This is a genomic window from Brasilonema angustatum (assembly GCF_059505445.1).
Genome location: NZ_JCACKO010000142.1, coordinates 1 through 17,952, shown reverse-complemented (window position 1 = coordinate 17,952; position 17,952 = coordinate 1). Strand labels below are relative to the sequence as shown.

The window sequence follows — 17,952 nt, the reverse complement described above, 5'->3', positions numbered from 1 at the left end:
TAGGTGAACTCAACCAAGTTATTTATTCAAATTTTCATGAGTCATGAGTTATGACTCATGACTCATGAAATAAGGGAGAAAGATCTAATGGAAAAAGGAATATCAAGTGTACTAGCAGTGCTGAGGCGACGAAGTATTCCCGCAGTCGCTGCATTTGTTGCTGTGATTGGTGGGGCGATCGCATATCTTGCGGTGACACCAAGTAAATATGAAGCTTATGCGCGACTGATGCTGGACGACAAAAGGGTGAGTGTCTCAGAATTAGGTCGTGATCTCACCCAAGTGTCTGCAAACGCACCAGGAATTAGTCCCTTGGCTGATCAAGCAGAACTGATCAAGTCGCAACGTGTTCTTGAACGAGCGATCGCGATTGCCTTTCCTCAGATAAACGGTAATTTATCTCAAAGTCCTGTATCAACTACAGAACTCACTCGTAATTTAAAAGTTAAAATTGTTCCAGCAACCAATATTTTGGAACTAAGTTATCAATCTCGCGATCCTCAGCTTGCAGCTAAGCTACTCAACGCCATTTCTCAAGCGATAGTTGAGGACAACATAAAAAGCATTGGTCTTCAGGCTACAAAGGTTAAGCAATTTTTAGAACGCAAACAAGTACCCGAGGCGGAAAATAAGCTGCTACAAGCTGAAGCGCAAGAAAACAAATACAGAAAATTGAGCGGTATTGTCTCCGTTGAAGAACAAACAAAAAGCTTGGTGGAGAGTATAGCAACTCTAGAAGACCAAGAGCGTACTCTCTCAGCTCAACTTCAAGAGATAAAAGCGCGAGATGCATCCTTGCAGCAAGTTACCAAAAGTACAAACCTGAACAACGCCTATTCATCCGTTCGCAGCGGACAAGACGAAGAAATTAAGAAACTGCGAGCTAAGTTATCAGAACTGGAAAATAAAATCATCGAAGCTCGTTTACGCTTTACAGATGATCATCCAGCTGTGGCGAACTTAGTTGGAGAACGGGATGCCTTGCGTGCAGTATTATCACAACAACTGGGTCGCGTGTCCTCAAAAAATCAAAGCGACTCCACAAATAATTTCGCTGGTGATCAACTCTCTCAAGATTTAAACTCTAAATTTATCCTCAATAGAATCGAAGAGTCTGCAGTTAATGATAGGCTCAAACTTCTCCAGCAAAAGCAAGTTGATCTCCAGAATCGTCTGGGTCAACTACCCATGAAACAGCAACAACTCACTGTACTAACCCGCAAACGGGAAGAAGCCGCAGTATCTTTGAAGTTCCTACAAGGCAAACTGGAAGAAGCACGGCTGACAGAAGCACAAAAAGTGAGCAACATTCGTGCGATCGAGAATGCCGTAGCACCATCATCACCATCTGAACCCAAGCAGAAAGTGGTATTAGCACTTGCTTCTGTGTTTGGAATAATGCTAGGTGTTGGCGTTGTGTTACTTCTAGAGGTGATGGATAATACACTACGCGATCCTGCCGAAGCTGAAGAACTACTACAGCTAACATTGCTAGGAATTTTACCACGTTTACCTGCTAAGACGCTTGTTCTTGATCCAGCCAGTCAATTCTTAGATAATATGGAGTTGATTGAACCTTACCGCACACTCTTCAAAACTTTGGAGTTTCGCAAATCGGAACAATTGCGGATAATTGTTGTCAGTAGTACTATATCTGGAGAAGGTAAATCTATAGTTGCATCACACCTTGCAGCCGTTGTAGGTATGCTATCTTGGCGAACATTGATTATTGATGCAGATTTGCGAAGACCTTCCCAGCACACACTGTTCAACCTAGCCCCTGGTCCAGGGATTACCGATGTGTTAGAAGGAAATGTATCCTTGCTGGATGCTGTGCAGCCAACAGATATTGAGAACCTAGATGTATTGACTTGTGGCAATCAACACGCACGTCCCTCACAATTGCTAGAGTCAATTGATATGAAATCCTTGATGGCAGAAGCATCTGAAAATTATGATTTAGTTATAATAGATACACCACCATTAACTGCTTGTGCGGATGCATTAACATTAGCTCAAGAAGGTAATGGACTTATGCTGGTTGCACGTCCAGGCTTCACGGATAAAGAAGTTCTCTCCAAGTGTGTATCTGATTTAACACAAAATCGGATATCTATCCTGGGAGTCGTGGTGAATGGAATGACACATTTGACACAAAATTACCGCTATCCTACTTATCGTTACCGACCTCGATTACCCAAATCTCAGAAGCAATTGATTGGTGCGGCAGATGGTACAAGAAATTCTGCGAACGGTATGAGGCAGAGGTAGTAATGTTGACCAAACAACGTTTGGATCCTTCTTCTCGTCTGGGACTCTTGATTGGGTTAGCAGGTGTGGTAGTTGGTTTGGTAACAGGATTCCTGATCGGAAGTACCAAACCTCTCTACTTGGGCTTAGCTTTGGGTGCGATACCATTTCTTTTTTACTTTTTTACTAGCTTTGAACAAGTCGTTCTCGGACTTTTAGTTTTACGTACCTCTCTAGATCCTTTCTCTGGGCAACAACTACCAGCGATGTTTGCTCTTGGGCTAGATGTTCTGACTTTGCTTTACGTTACAGTTATGTTATTGAGAGGGCAAGTCGTACGCACGGATCGCTTTTGGTGGTTCTTTGCTGGCTGGGTGATCCTACAAGGCTTATGGGTAGTACTTCTGTGTTTGGGAGGGTTGGGATTAGCTGCTGGGTATTTGTCAGACAGCATCCGTGAATGGATTCGTCTTTTTTCGTGGTTGATGGTTTATCTGTTGGTGATGCAGCTCAAAGACCGAATTCCTCCTGAGAAAATGATCTCTGTGCTGTTCTTAGCTTTGGTAGCACCACTCGTTGTAGGGTTGATGCAGATGTTCATACCTTCTGTCTTACCCGCTTTTCTCTCAGCGCAGAATTATGATGCTGGTTCAATATCATCTGAAGGTTTTCGCATCAAAGGGACGATTGGTCACCCTAATGGGTTTGTCACTTTGCTGTTACTATTTATTGGTTTAACCTGGTGGAAACTCAAGCAATCAAGACAAAGCTTTGTGTGGTTATTGTTGCTAGGTTTACTAGCATTTTTTTATGTGAGTACTAAGGCATTATTTGGCTTGATGATGATTGCTACCTTTGTTGTGGTTTTGGTTGCTCCCAAATTAAGCCCAGTAAACCTCATAGGTGGAGTTTTATTTGTAGCGCTTGTGTTGGGACTATTTGCCAGCACCGAGTTTGGACGAGAACGCCTAAGTTCACTCGCCAATACACCCCTACTCAATCCAAATATCGATGTATCGCGAGCTATTCTACTTTCACAAAGCGATAACAACAGTTTTAACTGGCGAATTTCCCAATGGTATACATTGCTAAATGCTTGGCGTCTGCATCCCTTTTTAGGTTACGGTTTGGGATTGAGTATCAATGTATCTACTAATGGGTTACTTCCTCACAATGATTATGTCCGAGCTTTAGTAGAAGGTGGGATACTTGGTTTTGTAACTTTTTTAGTGTTTATTGTGGCTCAAGGTGTGCGTCTTATCCAGCTTATGCGATCAGCACCACCTGGCAGCGCTCAACGTGAGTTATGTTCAGTTCTGTTCGCTATTTCTCTAGCGATCCCTGTAGGAATGATTACAGAAAATATCTGGAGTCATACAACTCTGTTTTTTTATTGGTTTACTTTAATGGCAGTCGCAGGGTGGAACTGGAATGAACACCCTGTAGAGAGCAGTACTACGTTGATCCGTTCTCCAAAGCGTTTTTACTGATGATAAAAATTATGGCTTGGAAACTTTAGAATTTATGTCAGCGAAAAGACTAAATCTTATTCAGGTTTATCGAGGGTTGGCAGCAGTACTAGTAGTACTTGCCCATACAGATCTCATATATAACCAGAATTTGAATCAAAATTTTTTCTTTAAAATAACCACTTTTGGAGGGTCAGGAGTGGACTTTTTCTTTGTCTTAAGCGGTTTTATTATGTTTTATATTCATCAGAAGGATATAGGTCATCAAAACCAATTAGGAACATTTTTGTTTAAACGCTTTACACGCATCTACCCGCTTTACTGGGTTGTCTTAATAAGTAAAATATTTGTATCTTTCATATTGTTTGAAAAATCTAATATCAAGGATATTGGTATTGGAGAATTTCTCAAAGCTTTTCTGCTTTTTCCTCAAGACAGACACATTCTTTCATCAACCTTTCTTGGAGTGAGTTGGACACTCAGCTTTGAGATTTTCTTTTACCTTATGTTTGCACTCTTGATTGCGTTGAAACCTCAGTTTTCTTTTCCGATAATTATCGCTTGGTTATCAGGCGTATTTTTTCATTTTATTGGTATTCTTCAATTCCCTCAAGATAATATATTACTTCATTTTGTATTTTCTGAGTACAATCTGGAATTTGTTTTAGGTTGCTTAGCTGCCTATGCTTTGTTAAGCAAAAAAATCAGTAATGGAATACCATTTCTATATGTAGGGATTTTTCTCTATACGTTATCAGCTATCGATTATTTCTACAAATTTTTCGGAGTATCATCTGTTATGACATTCGGCATTGCTTGTACACTTCTTGTTGTCGGTGGTGCTTCTTTGGAACTGAAAAAAACTATTAACGTCCCTAATATTCTTTTATTTTTAGGCAATGCATCATACTCTATCTATCTAGCACATGGTTTTTTCATCAACCAGATAACGAAAGTTTTGAAAAATTTATCATTGAATATTTTTCAAACCCTGGTATTTTCAGATATTTTAGGATTGATTTTTGCAATTATAGCTATCATTTGTGGATGTTTGATATATTTATATATCGAAAAACCATTACTCACATTTTTCAAGCCAAAAGCAGTGACAACCTAGCCGAAAGCAGTTTCTAGAATTTCTTTTCTAGGATTATTATTTTATTTCTACTGAACTATAGCAATCCTATATGAGTTGTGAGAATTATCGATTAGCAACAAGACGAGCCAGCGCTGCCAAGAGTTGTGCCTTGCGCGGGTTCCCCGCGTTGTGGCAACTTCGGAGAGGGTCTCCCTCCGTTGGCGACGCCAGTCGCCAAGGACGCCAAGAAAGAGAAGATAAAATATTACGAATGATTTAGGACTGCTATAGGTACAGTTAAAAGTTAAGCGTTCTCTGTTCCCTGTTAAGCGTTCCCTGTTAAGCGTTCCCCTTAACTAGTAAATTCATAAACAAAACCGGATTTCTATATTGTCTATAAAATCGTTTAAGAATGACCACAAAAACTATTAGTCCCATCAATAACACTCAATTAAGTAAAAGAGGTGAACGACCCTACCGAGTTGTCTTAGTCCATCCCAGCACCGGAGTTAACTGGAGTGGTGGTTCAGAAATTGTGGCGATTGAACTGACTCGTCGTCTGAGTTCCTACTTTGAAGTCGAACTGCTTAGTGGTGCTGATTGTGGATCTTTTAGCCACCCCATTCCATGCATTCCCCGTTCTCATGCTTATCATGCTGTGCGTCACCCTCTGGTTGCTCCACTGATGGGTAAATTCTCAACTCCTGAGATTGTGGTGGAACATCTAACGAGTTTTTTTCCTTGCTTATTCCATTTGCTTAGACATCCTGCTGACCTGATTTTTCCTCACAATGATTATGGTGGATTGGCAATGGCTGCTTGTGTCAGAGCGCTGACGGGGACGCCGATACTTTTTACTGAACACAATAGCTCAAATGCAGAAGGAAAATGTTTGCAGCGCAATCTTCGTTTTCGTCCAGATCATCTCGTCGTGTTGGATGAAGCGACAGCAGCATTCGCCCATAATTTGAAACCGACGCAACCTGTGAGTGTAATTCCCAATGGTGTGAATCTTGAGCGATTTACACCAAAAGGAACAGCGATTAATCTTGATTTACCAAAACCAATCGCGCTGTGTGTGGCTAGTTTAAGCCGGAAGAATCATAAGCGAGTTGAACTAGCCATTCAAGCAGTCGCCCGTTTACCTCACGTTAGTCTTTGTATATGTGGAGATGGACCTGATAGCGCATACTTTCAAGCGCTGGGAGATCAGTTGCTGGGATCGCATCGGTTTGCGATTCGGACTTTCCCCCATGATCAGATGCCTGAAGTTTACCGCAGTGCGGATGTCTTTACACTCCCTTCCATTAACGAGCCATTCGGGCTTGTTTACTTAGAAGCTATGGCTAGCGGGTTACCCGTTGTCGCTACTGACGATGAAATGCGGCGATATCTTGTTGGTGATAGTGGTATTCTATGTGATGTTACCAATATGGATATTTACACAACTGCTATCAAAGACGCGCTGAGTGGTGACTGGAGTCAACGTGCTAGACAGAATGCTGCTCGCTTTAGTTGGGATGCGATCGCATTGCGTTATCGCGATCTGATTTTAGAAATGATTTTGCAGTCCAAGAAAAAAGTGTCGTTACCAACTCATTAAATACAAGAGGGTCATATGCCGAAAGTTTCTGTGATTATTCCAGCTTACAATGCTATGGCTTACCTAAAAGAAACTGTGGAGAGTGTGCTCAAGCAGACGTTCACAGATTTTGAAGTCTTAATTGTTGATGACGGAAGTTCTGATAGAACTGTGGAGTGGGTTTCTCAAATAAAAGATCCACGAGTTCAACTGATTTCGCAGCAGAATCAAGGTTCATCTGGAGCACGCAACACAGGAATTTCTGCTGCGCTTGGAGAGTATATCGCGCTTTTGGATGCTGATGATATTTGGGAGCCAACCAAACTGGAAAAGCAAGTGCGATATCTAGAAGAAAACTCATTAGTTGGTTTGGTAGATACATGGACAGTTTTAATTGACCAACAAGGCAAGTCTACAGGAAGAGTTGTTGTTTCTCACGCAGAGGGAGACGACGTATGGAAGCAGCTTGTTCAGTTTAAAACAGTATGCGCTTGTGATAGTACACCTTTGATTCGTCGCAGTTGTTTTGAAACGGTAGGGTTATTTAACCGAGAATTACCATTTCTTGAAGATTTAGATATGTGGATTCGCCTTGCTTCGCGATATCGTTTTGCAGTTATAAAAGAAGTCTTAGTTCGCTATCGCCAATATCCAGGTAGTAAGTCTACAAATTGTCAAGGAACTTTGGAAGCTTTTCGTACAATTGTTGAGAAAGCTTTTGAGTCAGTTCATGCAGATTTATTACCTTTAAGAGAAAAGGGATATGGTCGGATTTCTCTCTACTTAGCTTGGAGAGCGATCAATAATAAAGATTATGAACAAGCTTGGCAGTTTAATCGTCAGGCGATCGCTCATCATCCACAACTTATTTTTTCTTGGGACTTCATCCGTCAAATCATAGCTTTGACACTCTTGAAAACATTTGGGCATCAAACCTATGAAAAAATGAAAACACTTATACGAACATTGCGGCGACACACATCAACGGATAATGGACAATGGAGAATAGGAAATAATTAGTAAGTAGGTCGGCGTAAATAATTCTTGTTGGAATAAAGCAGGGAGCAGGGAGCAGGGAGTAGGGAGAGAAAGAGTTTGAGCTTTATTTACTTTTCTTTACACAGTTTGATTTTTTTGCACCGACTTACTTAGTTAGTTATAATTTCCAACAGCTTTCCACATCCGAGAGTGCGCCCCTCTTAGGGGCTAGAAAATTTTCTCTTCCCCTTACACCCTTACACCCTTACACCCCTTTCTTGGTCATCAGTCATTTTTCATTTTTTTATACAAAAGACCAATGAAGAATGACAAATGACAGCCGAAGTAACGGAATATTTCACGAATCATTTAGAATTGCTATAGTAACTCACAGAGACGTCAGAAAAATCTCGAAGTGAGATTTCATCAGATGAGTTGAAACAAAGTTAATCTCTCCCATGAGAAAGTTCAAAACTATGCCAAAAGTTACTGTTATTATTCCGGCATATAATGCCATGAAATATCTCCCACAAACAGTGGAGAGTATTTGGAATCAGACACTCACAGATTTTGAAGTATTAATCATTAATGATGGCAGTTCCGATGAAATTGTTGAATGGGCGTCTCAAATCACAGACTCGCGAATCAGACTGATTTCCCAAGAAAATCAAGGCACAGCTGCGGCAAGAAATAAGGGAATTGTTGAGTCGAAAGGCGAATATATTGCCTTTTTGGATGCTGATGATATTTGGGAACCAACTAAATTAGAAAAACAAGCCCAATGCTTAGATAATAATCCTTTGGTAGGTTTGGTAGACTGTTGGACAGCTTTTATAGATGAGAATAGCAAGCCCACGGGTTTAGTCATGAGGAACGATACAGAGGGTGATGTCTACAAGAAAGTTGTAGAATCATGTGACAGTCCTGTTTGCTGTGGAAGTTCACCAATGGTACGTCGTTCTTGTTTCGACATCTTGGGCTTGTTTGACCGGGAGAGTTACATTGAAGATGTAGATATGTGGATACGTATCGCCACTCGCTATCACTATGGAGTAGTCAAAGAACCTTTAGTGAGGTATCGCCAGCACCCAAACAACAAATCAAAAGATTGCGAATCAATGTTAAGAGGTTTTCGCCAGTTAATTGAGAAAACCTATAGCTCTTTGCCCACAGATATTTTATACCTCAGACCGAGGAGTTATGGTCGATTGTATGTTTTTTTAGCATGGAGAGCTATTGACACAAAAAATTATGAACAGGCTTTTCATTATACTCAGCAAGCATTTGCAATGTATCCTCAACTGATTTTGAAACCGTGGTTTACTCGCTTAAATATTGCGATCGCAGTCATGAGATTTCTTGGACCTGATGGATATGAGAAAGTGCGGTCTTTTAATCGCAGCTTACGCAGAGGTTTGTTAACTCGTGCAACATGAATCAGAAAGAATTCAGAAAGGACTGCGTCCCGCTGCGCTAACGCAATTATGAACAAAATTGTCCGATTATTTTTCGAGTTAACAAAACAACCCTTGAATTCATCTTTTCGGGATAACCTAAATTTTGAATTCTTTGCAAAAGTAAAACTTATTTATTATTGGAGTTGTCGTGGGACTTCGTAGTAAAGTCATTAAGGGTGGAGCCTTGATGGTCATACGTCAAGCTTTGGGTATCTTACTCAGTTTAATTGGCGTATTATTCATCACTAAAGTTATTGGGCCGGCTCAATATGGACTTTATGGAGTGAGTTATGGAATTGTAAGTTTTCTCGGTGGTTTGGGTATATGGGGCTTGGATGTTTATTTACTACGTAAAACATCTAACCCAGACCAACAGGATTATAACCAAGTTTTTACTCTGTTGCTGTGTATTAGCAGTGTCTTTACACTCACTCTTGTATTAGGGCAACACATTATCGCCCAGATGCTGAACGTTCCAGAATCCGCACCACTGTTAGCAACTTTGGGTTTAACGTTACCTATTTCGCTGTTAAATCTGCCTTTGACAATCAAACTGGATCGAGACTTAAATTTCCAGCGTGTTGCCTATATCGAGTTAATCAGCCAAGTTAGCTATTATGTAGCAGCTTTACCCCTGGCACATTACCTAGCACCTAAAGGGCTTGGTGCTTGGGCACCTGCTGGTGGTTTGTGGCTGCAGCAAATCACTATGGTTTCACTAACTATCATTAGTACCGATCTACGCCCACGCTTATGCTGGAAACCCAGTTTAATACGGGAGATGTTGGTATATGGTTTGAGTTACTCAAGTTCAACGTGGATTTGGCAATTGCGATCGCTCGTCAATCCAGTTATTGTAGGACGTTTTGCTGGGCTTGAAGCTGTTGGTTTTATCGCTTTAGCGATTCGCTTAGCAGAAATGCTTGCCTTTGCCAAGTCTGTCACCTGGCGTTTGGCTATGGCGGCGCTTGCGAAATTGGAGAATGATCCATTTCGCCTACGCAAGAGTATTGAAGAGGGAATGCGTCTACAAGCACTAGCTGTTGGTTTGCCAATGGCGGCGTTTGCAATAGTAGCGCCTGTTATATTACCAGTCGTTTTTGGGAAAGTTTGGACTCCACTGCTGCAAGTTTTTCCGTTGATTGCAATTGGCTATATTTCTAATTCTATCTTCAACTTACATTCGTCAGTCCTTTATCTGTTGGGTAAAAATCTTTCGGTCACTTGGTTTCATACAGCACACATAGTACTTTTTGCCGGAAGTGCCTTTTTACTTGTACCATACTTAGGAATGGTTGGTTATGGCTGGGCAGAAATAGTTGCATTAGGCAGTTATATAGTCATTCATATATTTATAGCAAAAGAAATAGGTAGTCCAAATTACACAGTAGCTCTTGGGTGGGTAACTATATCGGTTGCTGTTCTGATTTTGAGTACAGTGAATGAAACAGTCCGTTATTTATCTTCTGTGTTGCTGCTGCTTCCGCTGCTATCAAGTAAAGAGAGAAACAGCTTGATTGGCTATTTTCAAATACTGAGATCTTAGAGGCTGTTTGTAAAGTGAATTGATGTTAATGTTGAATGAATATGGGAATTATTGAACCTTTCAAAGACGGGTTTTTAGAAATTATCCCAGAAGGTGAGGGCAGCGATTATTGGCATATTGCTGCAATCCATATTAATGGAGAAGTTTTTTGTCCTAGCCCCCGTATTTATCCTTCAACAAATGTTGCGATCGCCAAAGCACGACGAATTTTTGATTGGATATGCAATCATGATCTGGAAACTCGTGGCTGGAGATGCTATTGCGAGGAATTCAAGATGACCTTGTGGCGTCAACCTAAATCATATGAAATCATATCTTAGTGGTTCATTGTTCGCCACATTTTGAAAATTACAGCGCATTGCAAGTAATCGAGGTACAATGCTCTTGTCTCAAAGCAAGGCAGAAAGCCATTTTTACTTCTGACTTCTGACTTCTGACTTCTGAATTCTGCTGTATGTATGTCTGATTTAGAACAAACGCCGCCATACACTTGGAATCCACTCGCAAGATTTTGCGATCGCGCGCCAAATTATGCAAAGTATCGACCAAATTATCCAGCAGCAGCAATTGATGTCATCCTAGAGGGAATGGAAACGCAGTCCCCAATAGTAGCAGCAGACGTGGGCGCTGGAACAGGGATTTCCTCGCGGCTTCTTGCAGAACGAGGAGTGCGTGTCTTAGCAATTGAACCCAACGCTGATATGAGACAAGCAGCTGCATTCCATCCTCTAGTCGAGTTTCGGGAAGGAACAGCCGAAGCCACAGGTTTGAGTGATGCTTCAGTGGATCTAGTGACGTGCTTTCAATCTTTCCACTGGTTCAATCCACAACCAACTCTTTTGGAATTTCACCGCATTTTGAAACCGTCGGGAAGGCTAGCTGCTGTTTGGAATACCTGGGATAAGAATGACGAATTTACAGGACATTACATTCAGTTGATACAAACAGCATCAAATTACCCTCAAGATGACAAGCATCGTACCGCAATGGAATCCTTAGCTAGTTATCACCTGATTGATATCAAACAGTGTGTGTTTACGTACACACAAGATGTCGATTTAACAGGACTTGTTGGTTTAACACAGAGTCATTCGATCATACCGGCTACGGGAGTTGTACTCCAACAACTTATCTCTGACTTGCAACAACTGCACGCACAGTTTTGTGATGAGCATGGTATGGTTAGTTTACTTTACAGTACTAGTCTGTTTCTTGCTAAACCAAAGGCGAATCTAGCAAATTAGCTCAGCAAGGATAGTAAAAATGCAAATTTGTCAAAAACTCTCCCTCCCAAGTATGGGCTGCGGAACTTGGGCATGGGGTAACCGACTGCTTTGGGGATATGACGAAAGCATGGATGACCAGTTGCAAGCCGTCTTTAACCTTTGTGTGAGCAACGGTGTGACTTTATTTGATACGGGTGATTCTTACGGAACTGGGAGATTGAATGGGCGAAGCGAGTCACTCCTAGGACGATTTTCTAAGGAATATCTCGGTTCAGGCAAAGAAAATATTTGCATTGCAACCAAGCTTGCTGCTTATCCTTGGAGATGGACACGCCAATCAATGGTGTCGGCTTGCAAGTCATCTGCCAAGCGGCTGGGAAAAAATGTCGATTTGGTACAAATGCACTGGTCTACGGCGAATTATGCTCCCTGGCAGGAAGGAGGACTTTTGGATGGTCTTGCTGACCTTTATGAGCAAGGACTCGTCAAGGGTGTGGGCTTATCCAACTATGGACCAAAACGGCTCAAACGCGTACATCAAAGATTTGCAGAACGAGGAGTACCAATCGCGACTTTGCAAGTTCAATACTCGCTGCTGTCCACGTATCCCGTTACCGAATTGGGGGTTAAAGATGTTTGTGATCAGCTTGGAATCAAACTGATTGCCTACAGTCCTCTTGCATTGGGGCTGTTGACAGGAAAATACTCCCAGAAAGGTCCTTTTCCAAAAGGCATTCGAGGTTTGCTATTTAGGCAAATGTTACCAGGAATCCGTCCACTTTTGGCAAGCTTACGAGAGGTGGCTCAATCTAGAAACAAAACTATGTCACAGGTAGCCATAAATTGGTGTATTTGTAAAGGGGCTATTCCTATTCCTGGCGCGAAGAGTATGGAACAGGCAAAAGAGAATATTGGTGCTTTGGGTTGGGAACTAAATTCTGGTGAAATAGCAGAGTTGGATCAAGCGGCTGCGAGTGCAGACAAAAAAATGGTGCAAAATATTTTTCAAACTCGATAAAATATTGCCAGAAATCTCGCAAGATAGTTTATATGCTCAACAATTGACTAAATTCCAAATTCTGGGAAGTTAGATAAAAACAGTTTGAGCATAATAGACGTGGTTCGAGGGCATGAAGTGGCTCAAACTAAGAAGAATGTGCAGGTAACGCAGGAACAACAGACTTATCCAACGGACTTTTCATGGTCTTTTTGGTTTGCTTTGCCACTCTACCCCTTTGGCAAACGGCGGACAATTCGCGAAGAAGTTCTCAAGGATACAATTTGGACTTTTGACCAGCTTCAGGGCATTTTCTATGTTGTCGTGCCGATTCGCATGACCATTGTTAAGTTAAATGAAGGGGGTCTGCTTGTCTATGCACCTGTTGCACCGACGACCGAGTGTATTCGCCTTGTCAATGAGTTGGTGGCAGAACACGGCGACGTCAAGTATATCATTCTGCCAACTGTCTCTGGTTTAGAACACAAAGTCTTTGTTGGTCCCTTTGCGAGATGCTTCCCAAATGCACAGGTTTTTGTTACTCCTAAGCAGTGGAGTTTTCCGCTGAATCTTCCACTTAGTTGGTTAGGCTTACCCTCCAAACGCACTCAGGTTCTCCCAGAAGACAGCAGCCAAACTCCCTTTGCTGACGAGTTTGACTATGCAATGCTAAGTCCTATTGAGCTTGGTCCTGGTCGATTTGCGGAAGTTGCGTTTTTTCATAGGCGATCGCACACCTTACTCGTTACAGATTCAGTGGTTTGTGTACCAGAAGAACCTCCGGCGATCGTCCAATTAGATCCATACCCCTTACTCTTTCACGCCAAAGACAAAGCGTCTGACATAGTTGAAGATCATCCGGCAAATCGCCGTAAGGGATGGCAACGTATTTCGTTGTTTGCTTTGTACTTTCGACCAAGTATGGTAGAGATTATGAAATGGGGCGAGGTATTTCGTAACGCCTTTCAAGCACCGGAACGTTCCAATAAAGCTTATTTCGGGTTGTTTCCCTTCCAATGGAACTCAGATTGGAAGTCCTCATTTGATGCACTGCGAGGGAATGGTCGTTTATTTGTCGCACCAATTTTACGAACTCTCATTCTCAACCGCGCACCAAGAGAAACTATCAACTGGGTTGATAAAGTAGCAAGTTGGGACTTTGGGTCGATTATTCCTTGTCATTTTGACTCACCAATTCAAGCACAGCCGCATCAGTTTCGACAAGCATTCTCCTTTTTGGAAGAGTCTTCTGGTAAAGGGTTCAGCAGTAGCAGTGATTCTTTACCAGAGGAGGACTTTAAATTACTCAGGCAACTTGATAAAGGTTTAAATAAGTTTGGTATTTTACCGCCAGCCAAGGAGTTGAAATAAGCCCTATAGCAGTCCTAAATCATTTGTGAACAACAAGATTCCCGACTTATAAAAGAAGTCGGGAATCTGAGTATGCGCGACTTTGACAAATAAAATCGGATTGGTATATGTAAGCATTTTTTTTCAAATTAACTATTATTAACAGTTACCAGTTACCAGTTATCAAGTATCCGCAGTACCAGTTTTCAGTTACCAAGTACCCGCAGTACCAGTTTTCACTGTTCACTGCTTACTGTTTACTGTTTACTGTTCACTGTTCACTGATTCGGTCATCTTCTTTTTGAAATAATTCAAACAAACCAATTGTGCCTACAAAAAAAGTATAAATGCCATATTGTAGTGGCGTCTTTTTTCTTGAAGGTGCAAAAAAAGCTGCGACAACTGCTTCAAGGAAATGGATTGTGACTGCAAAACGTTCAATCCAAAAAACTGGATTCAGGCTGCTTGGTACTTTCGTGTTAGTTAGGACTGCATAAATATTCCATAATTCCAATCCAATTGCACTTGTTATGAGAACTGTAGATAGAACTTTTACAAAGGTAAAAATATTGTTGTTTTGATAGTTTAATTTCATGGTATGTAGTAGGATTTTGGTGTCAATTACTCTTAAGACTCGCTGAAGTTATGAGCGGGTTAATGTTTATTATCTAACATGTGGTTCAATTAACTGAAAAAAACTGTAACTCAGATCTTGCACCTTCCCCTAAGTACGCCTTGAACTGAAGTTCAAGGCTCATAATCAAAGTCCGTTAAAACGGACTGGAATGTATATTGAGTAAGCTTTAGCTTACTTGAGCTTTGAGCCAAAAAAATTATTTATTGGCGGACGGAAAAGCTGGTGCAAGATCTTAGTTAAGTGATGAGAAGAGGTAACTGTGTCAACAAGTCAGAACCCAATAGGGCAGCTTTTGTTAAAATCGATGCTTCGCCTCCTGATTGGAGAGAACAAACTGCAGTTTTATGAAACAATAGATTGGCAACACCAGAGCGATCGCTTCCGACAACCAAACTTAATTTATCCACATTATTACAGCAGTCAGAATTTTCACGGTATAGAAGGCGGGTACCTTAATTCTGTAGCAGCGATAACATATGATCCAGTCACTGCATTTGCTTCGCCACCAAATGAAGCATGGATTCGTCAGCAGTTAATTGGTGTTATTAAGAATCAGCCAAGGAAAATTCTTGATCTTGGTTGCGGCACAGGTTCGGCTACATTGATGTTAAAGCAAGCTTTTGGGCAAGCAAACGTTATTGGATTGGATTTGTCTCCTTATATGCTAGTCGTGGCGGACTACAAAGCGCAGCAAGCGGGGTTAAATATAGAATGGCTGCATGGACTAGCGGAAGCCACAGGTTTTGAAGAAGCTTCTTTTGATTTGGTGACAGCTTCCTTTTTATTACACGAAACACCACCCAAAATTTCTCAGTTTATTTTGCGAGAATGTTTCCGCCTCCTGAAACCAGGAGGACAATTGATTATTTTGGATGGGAATCAAAAAAGGCTGCGTCATGCGAAATGGTTGATAAAAATCTTCAAAGAACCTTATTCGACAGTTTATGCTGCAGAGAGTGTAGACGATTGGATGAAGACGGCTGGATTGGAAGCAGTGCAAACAGAATATGTTGGTTGGATCAATCAAGTCACGAGCGGTATTAAAATTAATTAAGCCAATAACAGCTAGACTCCTTACGAAACACAGGGGCAAAACAAGTCAAAACCATAAGGTAAGAAGTCGTCTTGGAAAGTTTGCTACCGAATAGATAGATTTGAGTAGGTTTTATGTAGCGGAGTAAGATTGATTTTTATGTTTGAACAACAACCAGAACATGTACGACTTCATATTAAAGAGTTAGCCACACAAGCCTCACAAAAATCAGAGCCATCCGCATGGTTTGATGTCTTATATGTCGAAGCCAAAGGTGATGCGGCGCAAATTCCTTGGGCAAAGTTAGCCCCCCACCCCTATCTGCAAGACTGGTTGACTACTCATGCACCATCTGATCAAGGGCTAAGGGCGCTGGTAATTGGCTGTGGCTTGGGAGATGATGCAGAAGCTTTAGCAAAGCGAGGGTTTGAGGTAACTGCCTTTGATATTTCCCCCACAGCTATTGCCTGGTGTCAGCAGCGATTTCCCGATTCGACTGTGAATTATGTAGTTGCAGATTTGTTGGCAATTCCCTCACAATGGCATCTTGCCTTTGACTTGGTTTTTGAATGTCGCAATATCCAAGCTTTGCCCTTGAGTGTGCGCTCAAAGGTTATCTCCTCAATCGCCTCTGTTGTTGCAACCGATGGAACGCTGTTAGTGATTACTCGTTTTCGCGAGACAGAAGCCGAACCCTCTGGTCCCCCTTGGGCATTGTCAAACTCCGAACTGGCACTGTTTGAAAATTTGGGATTACACCAACGAGAGCGTCTTCTGTTTTTAGTGTCCGAGCAGATTGACGTTAAACACCTGCGGATTGAATATTATCGGAAGAGAATAATCTAGGACGCTTACAGCGTAAGACTTTTACCAAAAATCCTGATTTCAGGCATTCTGGAACGAATAAGCTCAAGCGATCGCCTTTGTTATCTCACAACTGGTGTTCCAATAGACAACTTTCGAGTCATGATGTCGAATGATCAAGCGAGCAAGCGATCAGCGATCGCCTTTCTTATCTGACAACTGGTGTTCCAACAAACAAGTTTCGAGTCATGATGTCGAATGATCAAGCGATCAAGGTAGAGCGATCGCTACAATCAAATTTGGGAGGCATTTAAGTCGGGAAGTACTTCCTATGTTTGACACTGCTACTATAAATTTGGTAAGCAAGCAACTTTAAAGTGGAACATGACAACAGTAACAATCTTACCTATATATGATGCCAGTGGTGATAAATCTTATCGTGCTGTTGCAGGTGATAAGCAGTCTATTGGTAAAACTGCGGGACAAGCTCTAGATGCTTTAACCACTCAATTAGGTGAAGATGAATTTAGTGCTTTAGTGTTGCTCCAAAGTTTTCATCCTGATCAGTTTTTCAGTGCCGAGCAACAAAAACGTTTGTCCGATCTCATGGATTTGTGGAGAACAGCACGCGATCAGGGACAGTCGCTTTCAAAAGAACTGCAAGCTGAGTTAGATAGTCTCGTCGAGGCTGAACTCAAAGCAGCAACAGCTCGAACAGCGTCTCTACTACAACAGTTAAACCAATGAATCCTAACGATTAATCGTGTTGTTATTAGGATTTCGCCCATTTCTTTGTCCCAATGCGTCACCACAAAGAAAATTTGTTCTTTCCCTTACACCCCTACACCCTTACCCTTATAAAGGTAGGTATTTTGTATTTGGTCATTTTTTGACGATTTCAGCAAATACTAAAATCTTGAAACGACCAACCTACGTTAAACACTTGAGAATGTTGTCAACTATTTTCGACATTCTGAAAAACCTACCCTTAAAAGACACCCTTACCCCCTTACACCCCTTTCTTGGTCATTGAGCCGCAAGTTGCTATCAGTAGAATTTGGGCTACCTTTAAAATATTGAATAATAGCTCAGTAGATTGCTGATGACTCAGGAAGAATTGCTGCGGGTAATTGAGGAGGCGGCGAGTGAGGGAGCGATGGAACTCGACCTCTGTGGCAATGAGTTGACAGTTTTACCGCCTGAGATTGGCAAGTTGACTCAACTCAAAAAACTGATTCTCGGCAAATATGAGTATAATTACACCGGCAATATTATTGGTACTATCGGGAATAACCTGAGTGCTTTACCTGCAGAAATTGGACAGCTTGATCATCTTGAAGAACTTCAGGTTGTTGATAATCGCTTAAGCAGTTTGCCAGCGGAAATAGGACAACTCACCAACCTGCAATCGCTCGACCTCCGCAGCAATCAACTGAGCGCACTGCCAGCGGAAATAGGACAACTCACTAACCTGCAATCGCTCAACCTCAGGGACAATCAACTCAGCGCACTGCCAGCGGAAATAGGACAACTCACCAACCTGCA

General features: G+C 41.7%; 16 protein-coding genes. 15 read left to right on the top strand and 1 reads right to left on the bottom strand.

Going from position 1 to position 17,952, the window contains the following annotated elements:
- Positions 1-87: 87 nt before the first annotated feature.
- The 11 genes from AC5JM2_RS28160 (at position 88) to AC5JM2_RS28110 (ending at position 13,954) form a co-directional block, all read left to right on the top strand.
- Positions 88-2,271: a GumC family protein gene (locus AC5JM2_RS28160; RefSeq protein WP_495838420.1), complete on the top strand. Its 2,184-nt coding sequence runs from the start codon at positions 88-90 to the stop codon at positions 2,269-2,271.
- A 2-nt stretch (positions 2,272-2,273) separates the two neighbouring features.
- A complete protein-coding gene (locus AC5JM2_RS28155) occupies positions 2,274-3,740 on the top strand; it encodes an O-antigen ligase family protein (RefSeq protein ID WP_495838220.1) in 1,467 nt (488 codons plus the stop codon).
- 16 nt (positions 3,741-3,756) lie between these two features.
- Positions 3,757-4,836, top strand: a complete 1,080-nt coding sequence (locus AC5JM2_RS28150) for an acyltransferase family protein (RefSeq protein WP_495838218.1) — start codon at positions 3,757-3,759, stop codon at positions 4,834-4,836.
- 373 nt (positions 4,837-5,209) lie between these two features.
- Entirely contained in the window at positions 5,210-6,400 is a 1,191-nt protein-coding gene (locus AC5JM2_RS28145; RefSeq protein WP_495838217.1) for a glycosyltransferase, read from the top strand.
- Between the two features lie 15 nt (positions 6,401-6,415).
- On the top strand, positions 6,416-7,399 hold the full coding sequence (locus AC5JM2_RS28140; RefSeq protein WP_495838216.1) for a glycosyltransferase family 2 protein: 984 nt from the start codon (positions 6,416-6,418) through the stop codon (positions 7,397-7,399).
- A 434-nt stretch (positions 7,400-7,833) separates the two neighbouring features.
- Positions 7,834-8,793 carry a glycosyltransferase family 2 protein gene (locus AC5JM2_RS28135; RefSeq protein WP_495838214.1) on the top strand — a complete coding sequence of 320 codons (960 nt, stop codon included), beginning with the start codon at positions 7,834-7,836 and terminating at the stop codon, positions 8,791-8,793.
- Between the two features lie 169 nt (positions 8,794-8,962).
- A complete protein-coding gene (locus AC5JM2_RS28130) occupies positions 8,963-10,360 on the top strand; it encodes an oligosaccharide flippase family protein (protein ID WP_495838212.1) in 1,398 nt (465 codons plus the stop codon).
- Positions 10,361-10,395: 35 nt separating this feature from the next.
- Positions 10,396-10,680: a hypothetical protein gene (locus tag AC5JM2_RS28125; protein WP_495838210.1), complete on the top strand. Its 285-nt coding sequence runs from the start codon at positions 10,396-10,398 to the stop codon at positions 10,678-10,680.
- Positions 10,681-10,818: 138 nt separating this feature from the next.
- Positions 10,819-11,604, top strand: coding sequence for a class I SAM-dependent methyltransferase (locus tag AC5JM2_RS28120; RefSeq protein ID WP_495838209.1), 786 nt, complete (start codon positions 10,819-10,821; stop codon positions 11,602-11,604).
- A 19-nt stretch (positions 11,605-11,623) separates the two neighbouring features.
- Complete coding sequence (locus tag AC5JM2_RS28115) at positions 11,624-12,604, top strand: aldo/keto reductase (protein ID WP_495838208.1); 981 nt, start codon at positions 11,624-11,626, stop codon at positions 12,602-12,604.
- 138 nt (positions 12,605-12,742) lie between these two features.
- A complete protein-coding gene (locus AC5JM2_RS28110; protein WP_495838418.1) occupies positions 12,743-13,954 on the top strand; it encodes a DUF4336 domain-containing protein in 1,212 nt (403 codons plus the stop codon).
- A gap of 250 nt (positions 13,955-14,204) precedes the next feature.
- Here the strand turns inward: AC5JM2_RS28110 and AC5JM2_RS28105 are convergent, their stop codons facing one another.
- Positions 14,205-14,528, bottom strand: a complete 324-nt coding sequence (locus AC5JM2_RS28105) for a hypothetical protein (protein WP_495838206.1) — start codon at positions 14,526-14,528, stop codon at positions 14,205-14,207.
- A 301-nt stretch (positions 14,529-14,829) separates the two neighbouring features.
- On the opposite strand from AC5JM2_RS28105, the gene AC5JM2_RS28100 reads away from it, so the two are divergent.
- The 4 genes from AC5JM2_RS28100 to AC5JM2_RS28085 all read left to right on the top strand — a co-directional run.
- Positions 14,830-15,624 carry a class I SAM-dependent methyltransferase gene (locus AC5JM2_RS28100; RefSeq protein ID WP_495838204.1) on the top strand — a complete coding sequence of 265 codons (795 nt, stop codon included), beginning with the start codon at positions 14,830-14,832 and terminating at the stop codon, positions 15,622-15,624.
- Between the two features lie 138 nt (positions 15,625-15,762).
- Positions 15,763-16,449: a class I SAM-dependent methyltransferase gene (locus tag AC5JM2_RS28095; protein ID WP_495838202.1), complete on the top strand. Its 687-nt coding sequence runs from the start codon at positions 15,763-15,765 to the stop codon at positions 16,447-16,449.
- 342 nt (positions 16,450-16,791) lie between these two features.
- Complete coding sequence (locus tag AC5JM2_RS28090) at positions 16,792-17,154, top strand: hypothetical protein (RefSeq protein WP_495838200.1); 363 nt, start codon at positions 16,792-16,794, stop codon at positions 17,152-17,154.
- A gap of 355 nt (positions 17,155-17,509) precedes the next feature.
- On the top strand, positions 17,510-17,952 hold a 443-nt coding region (locus AC5JM2_RS28085), incomplete at its 3' end, for a leucine-rich repeat domain-containing protein (protein WP_495838198.1).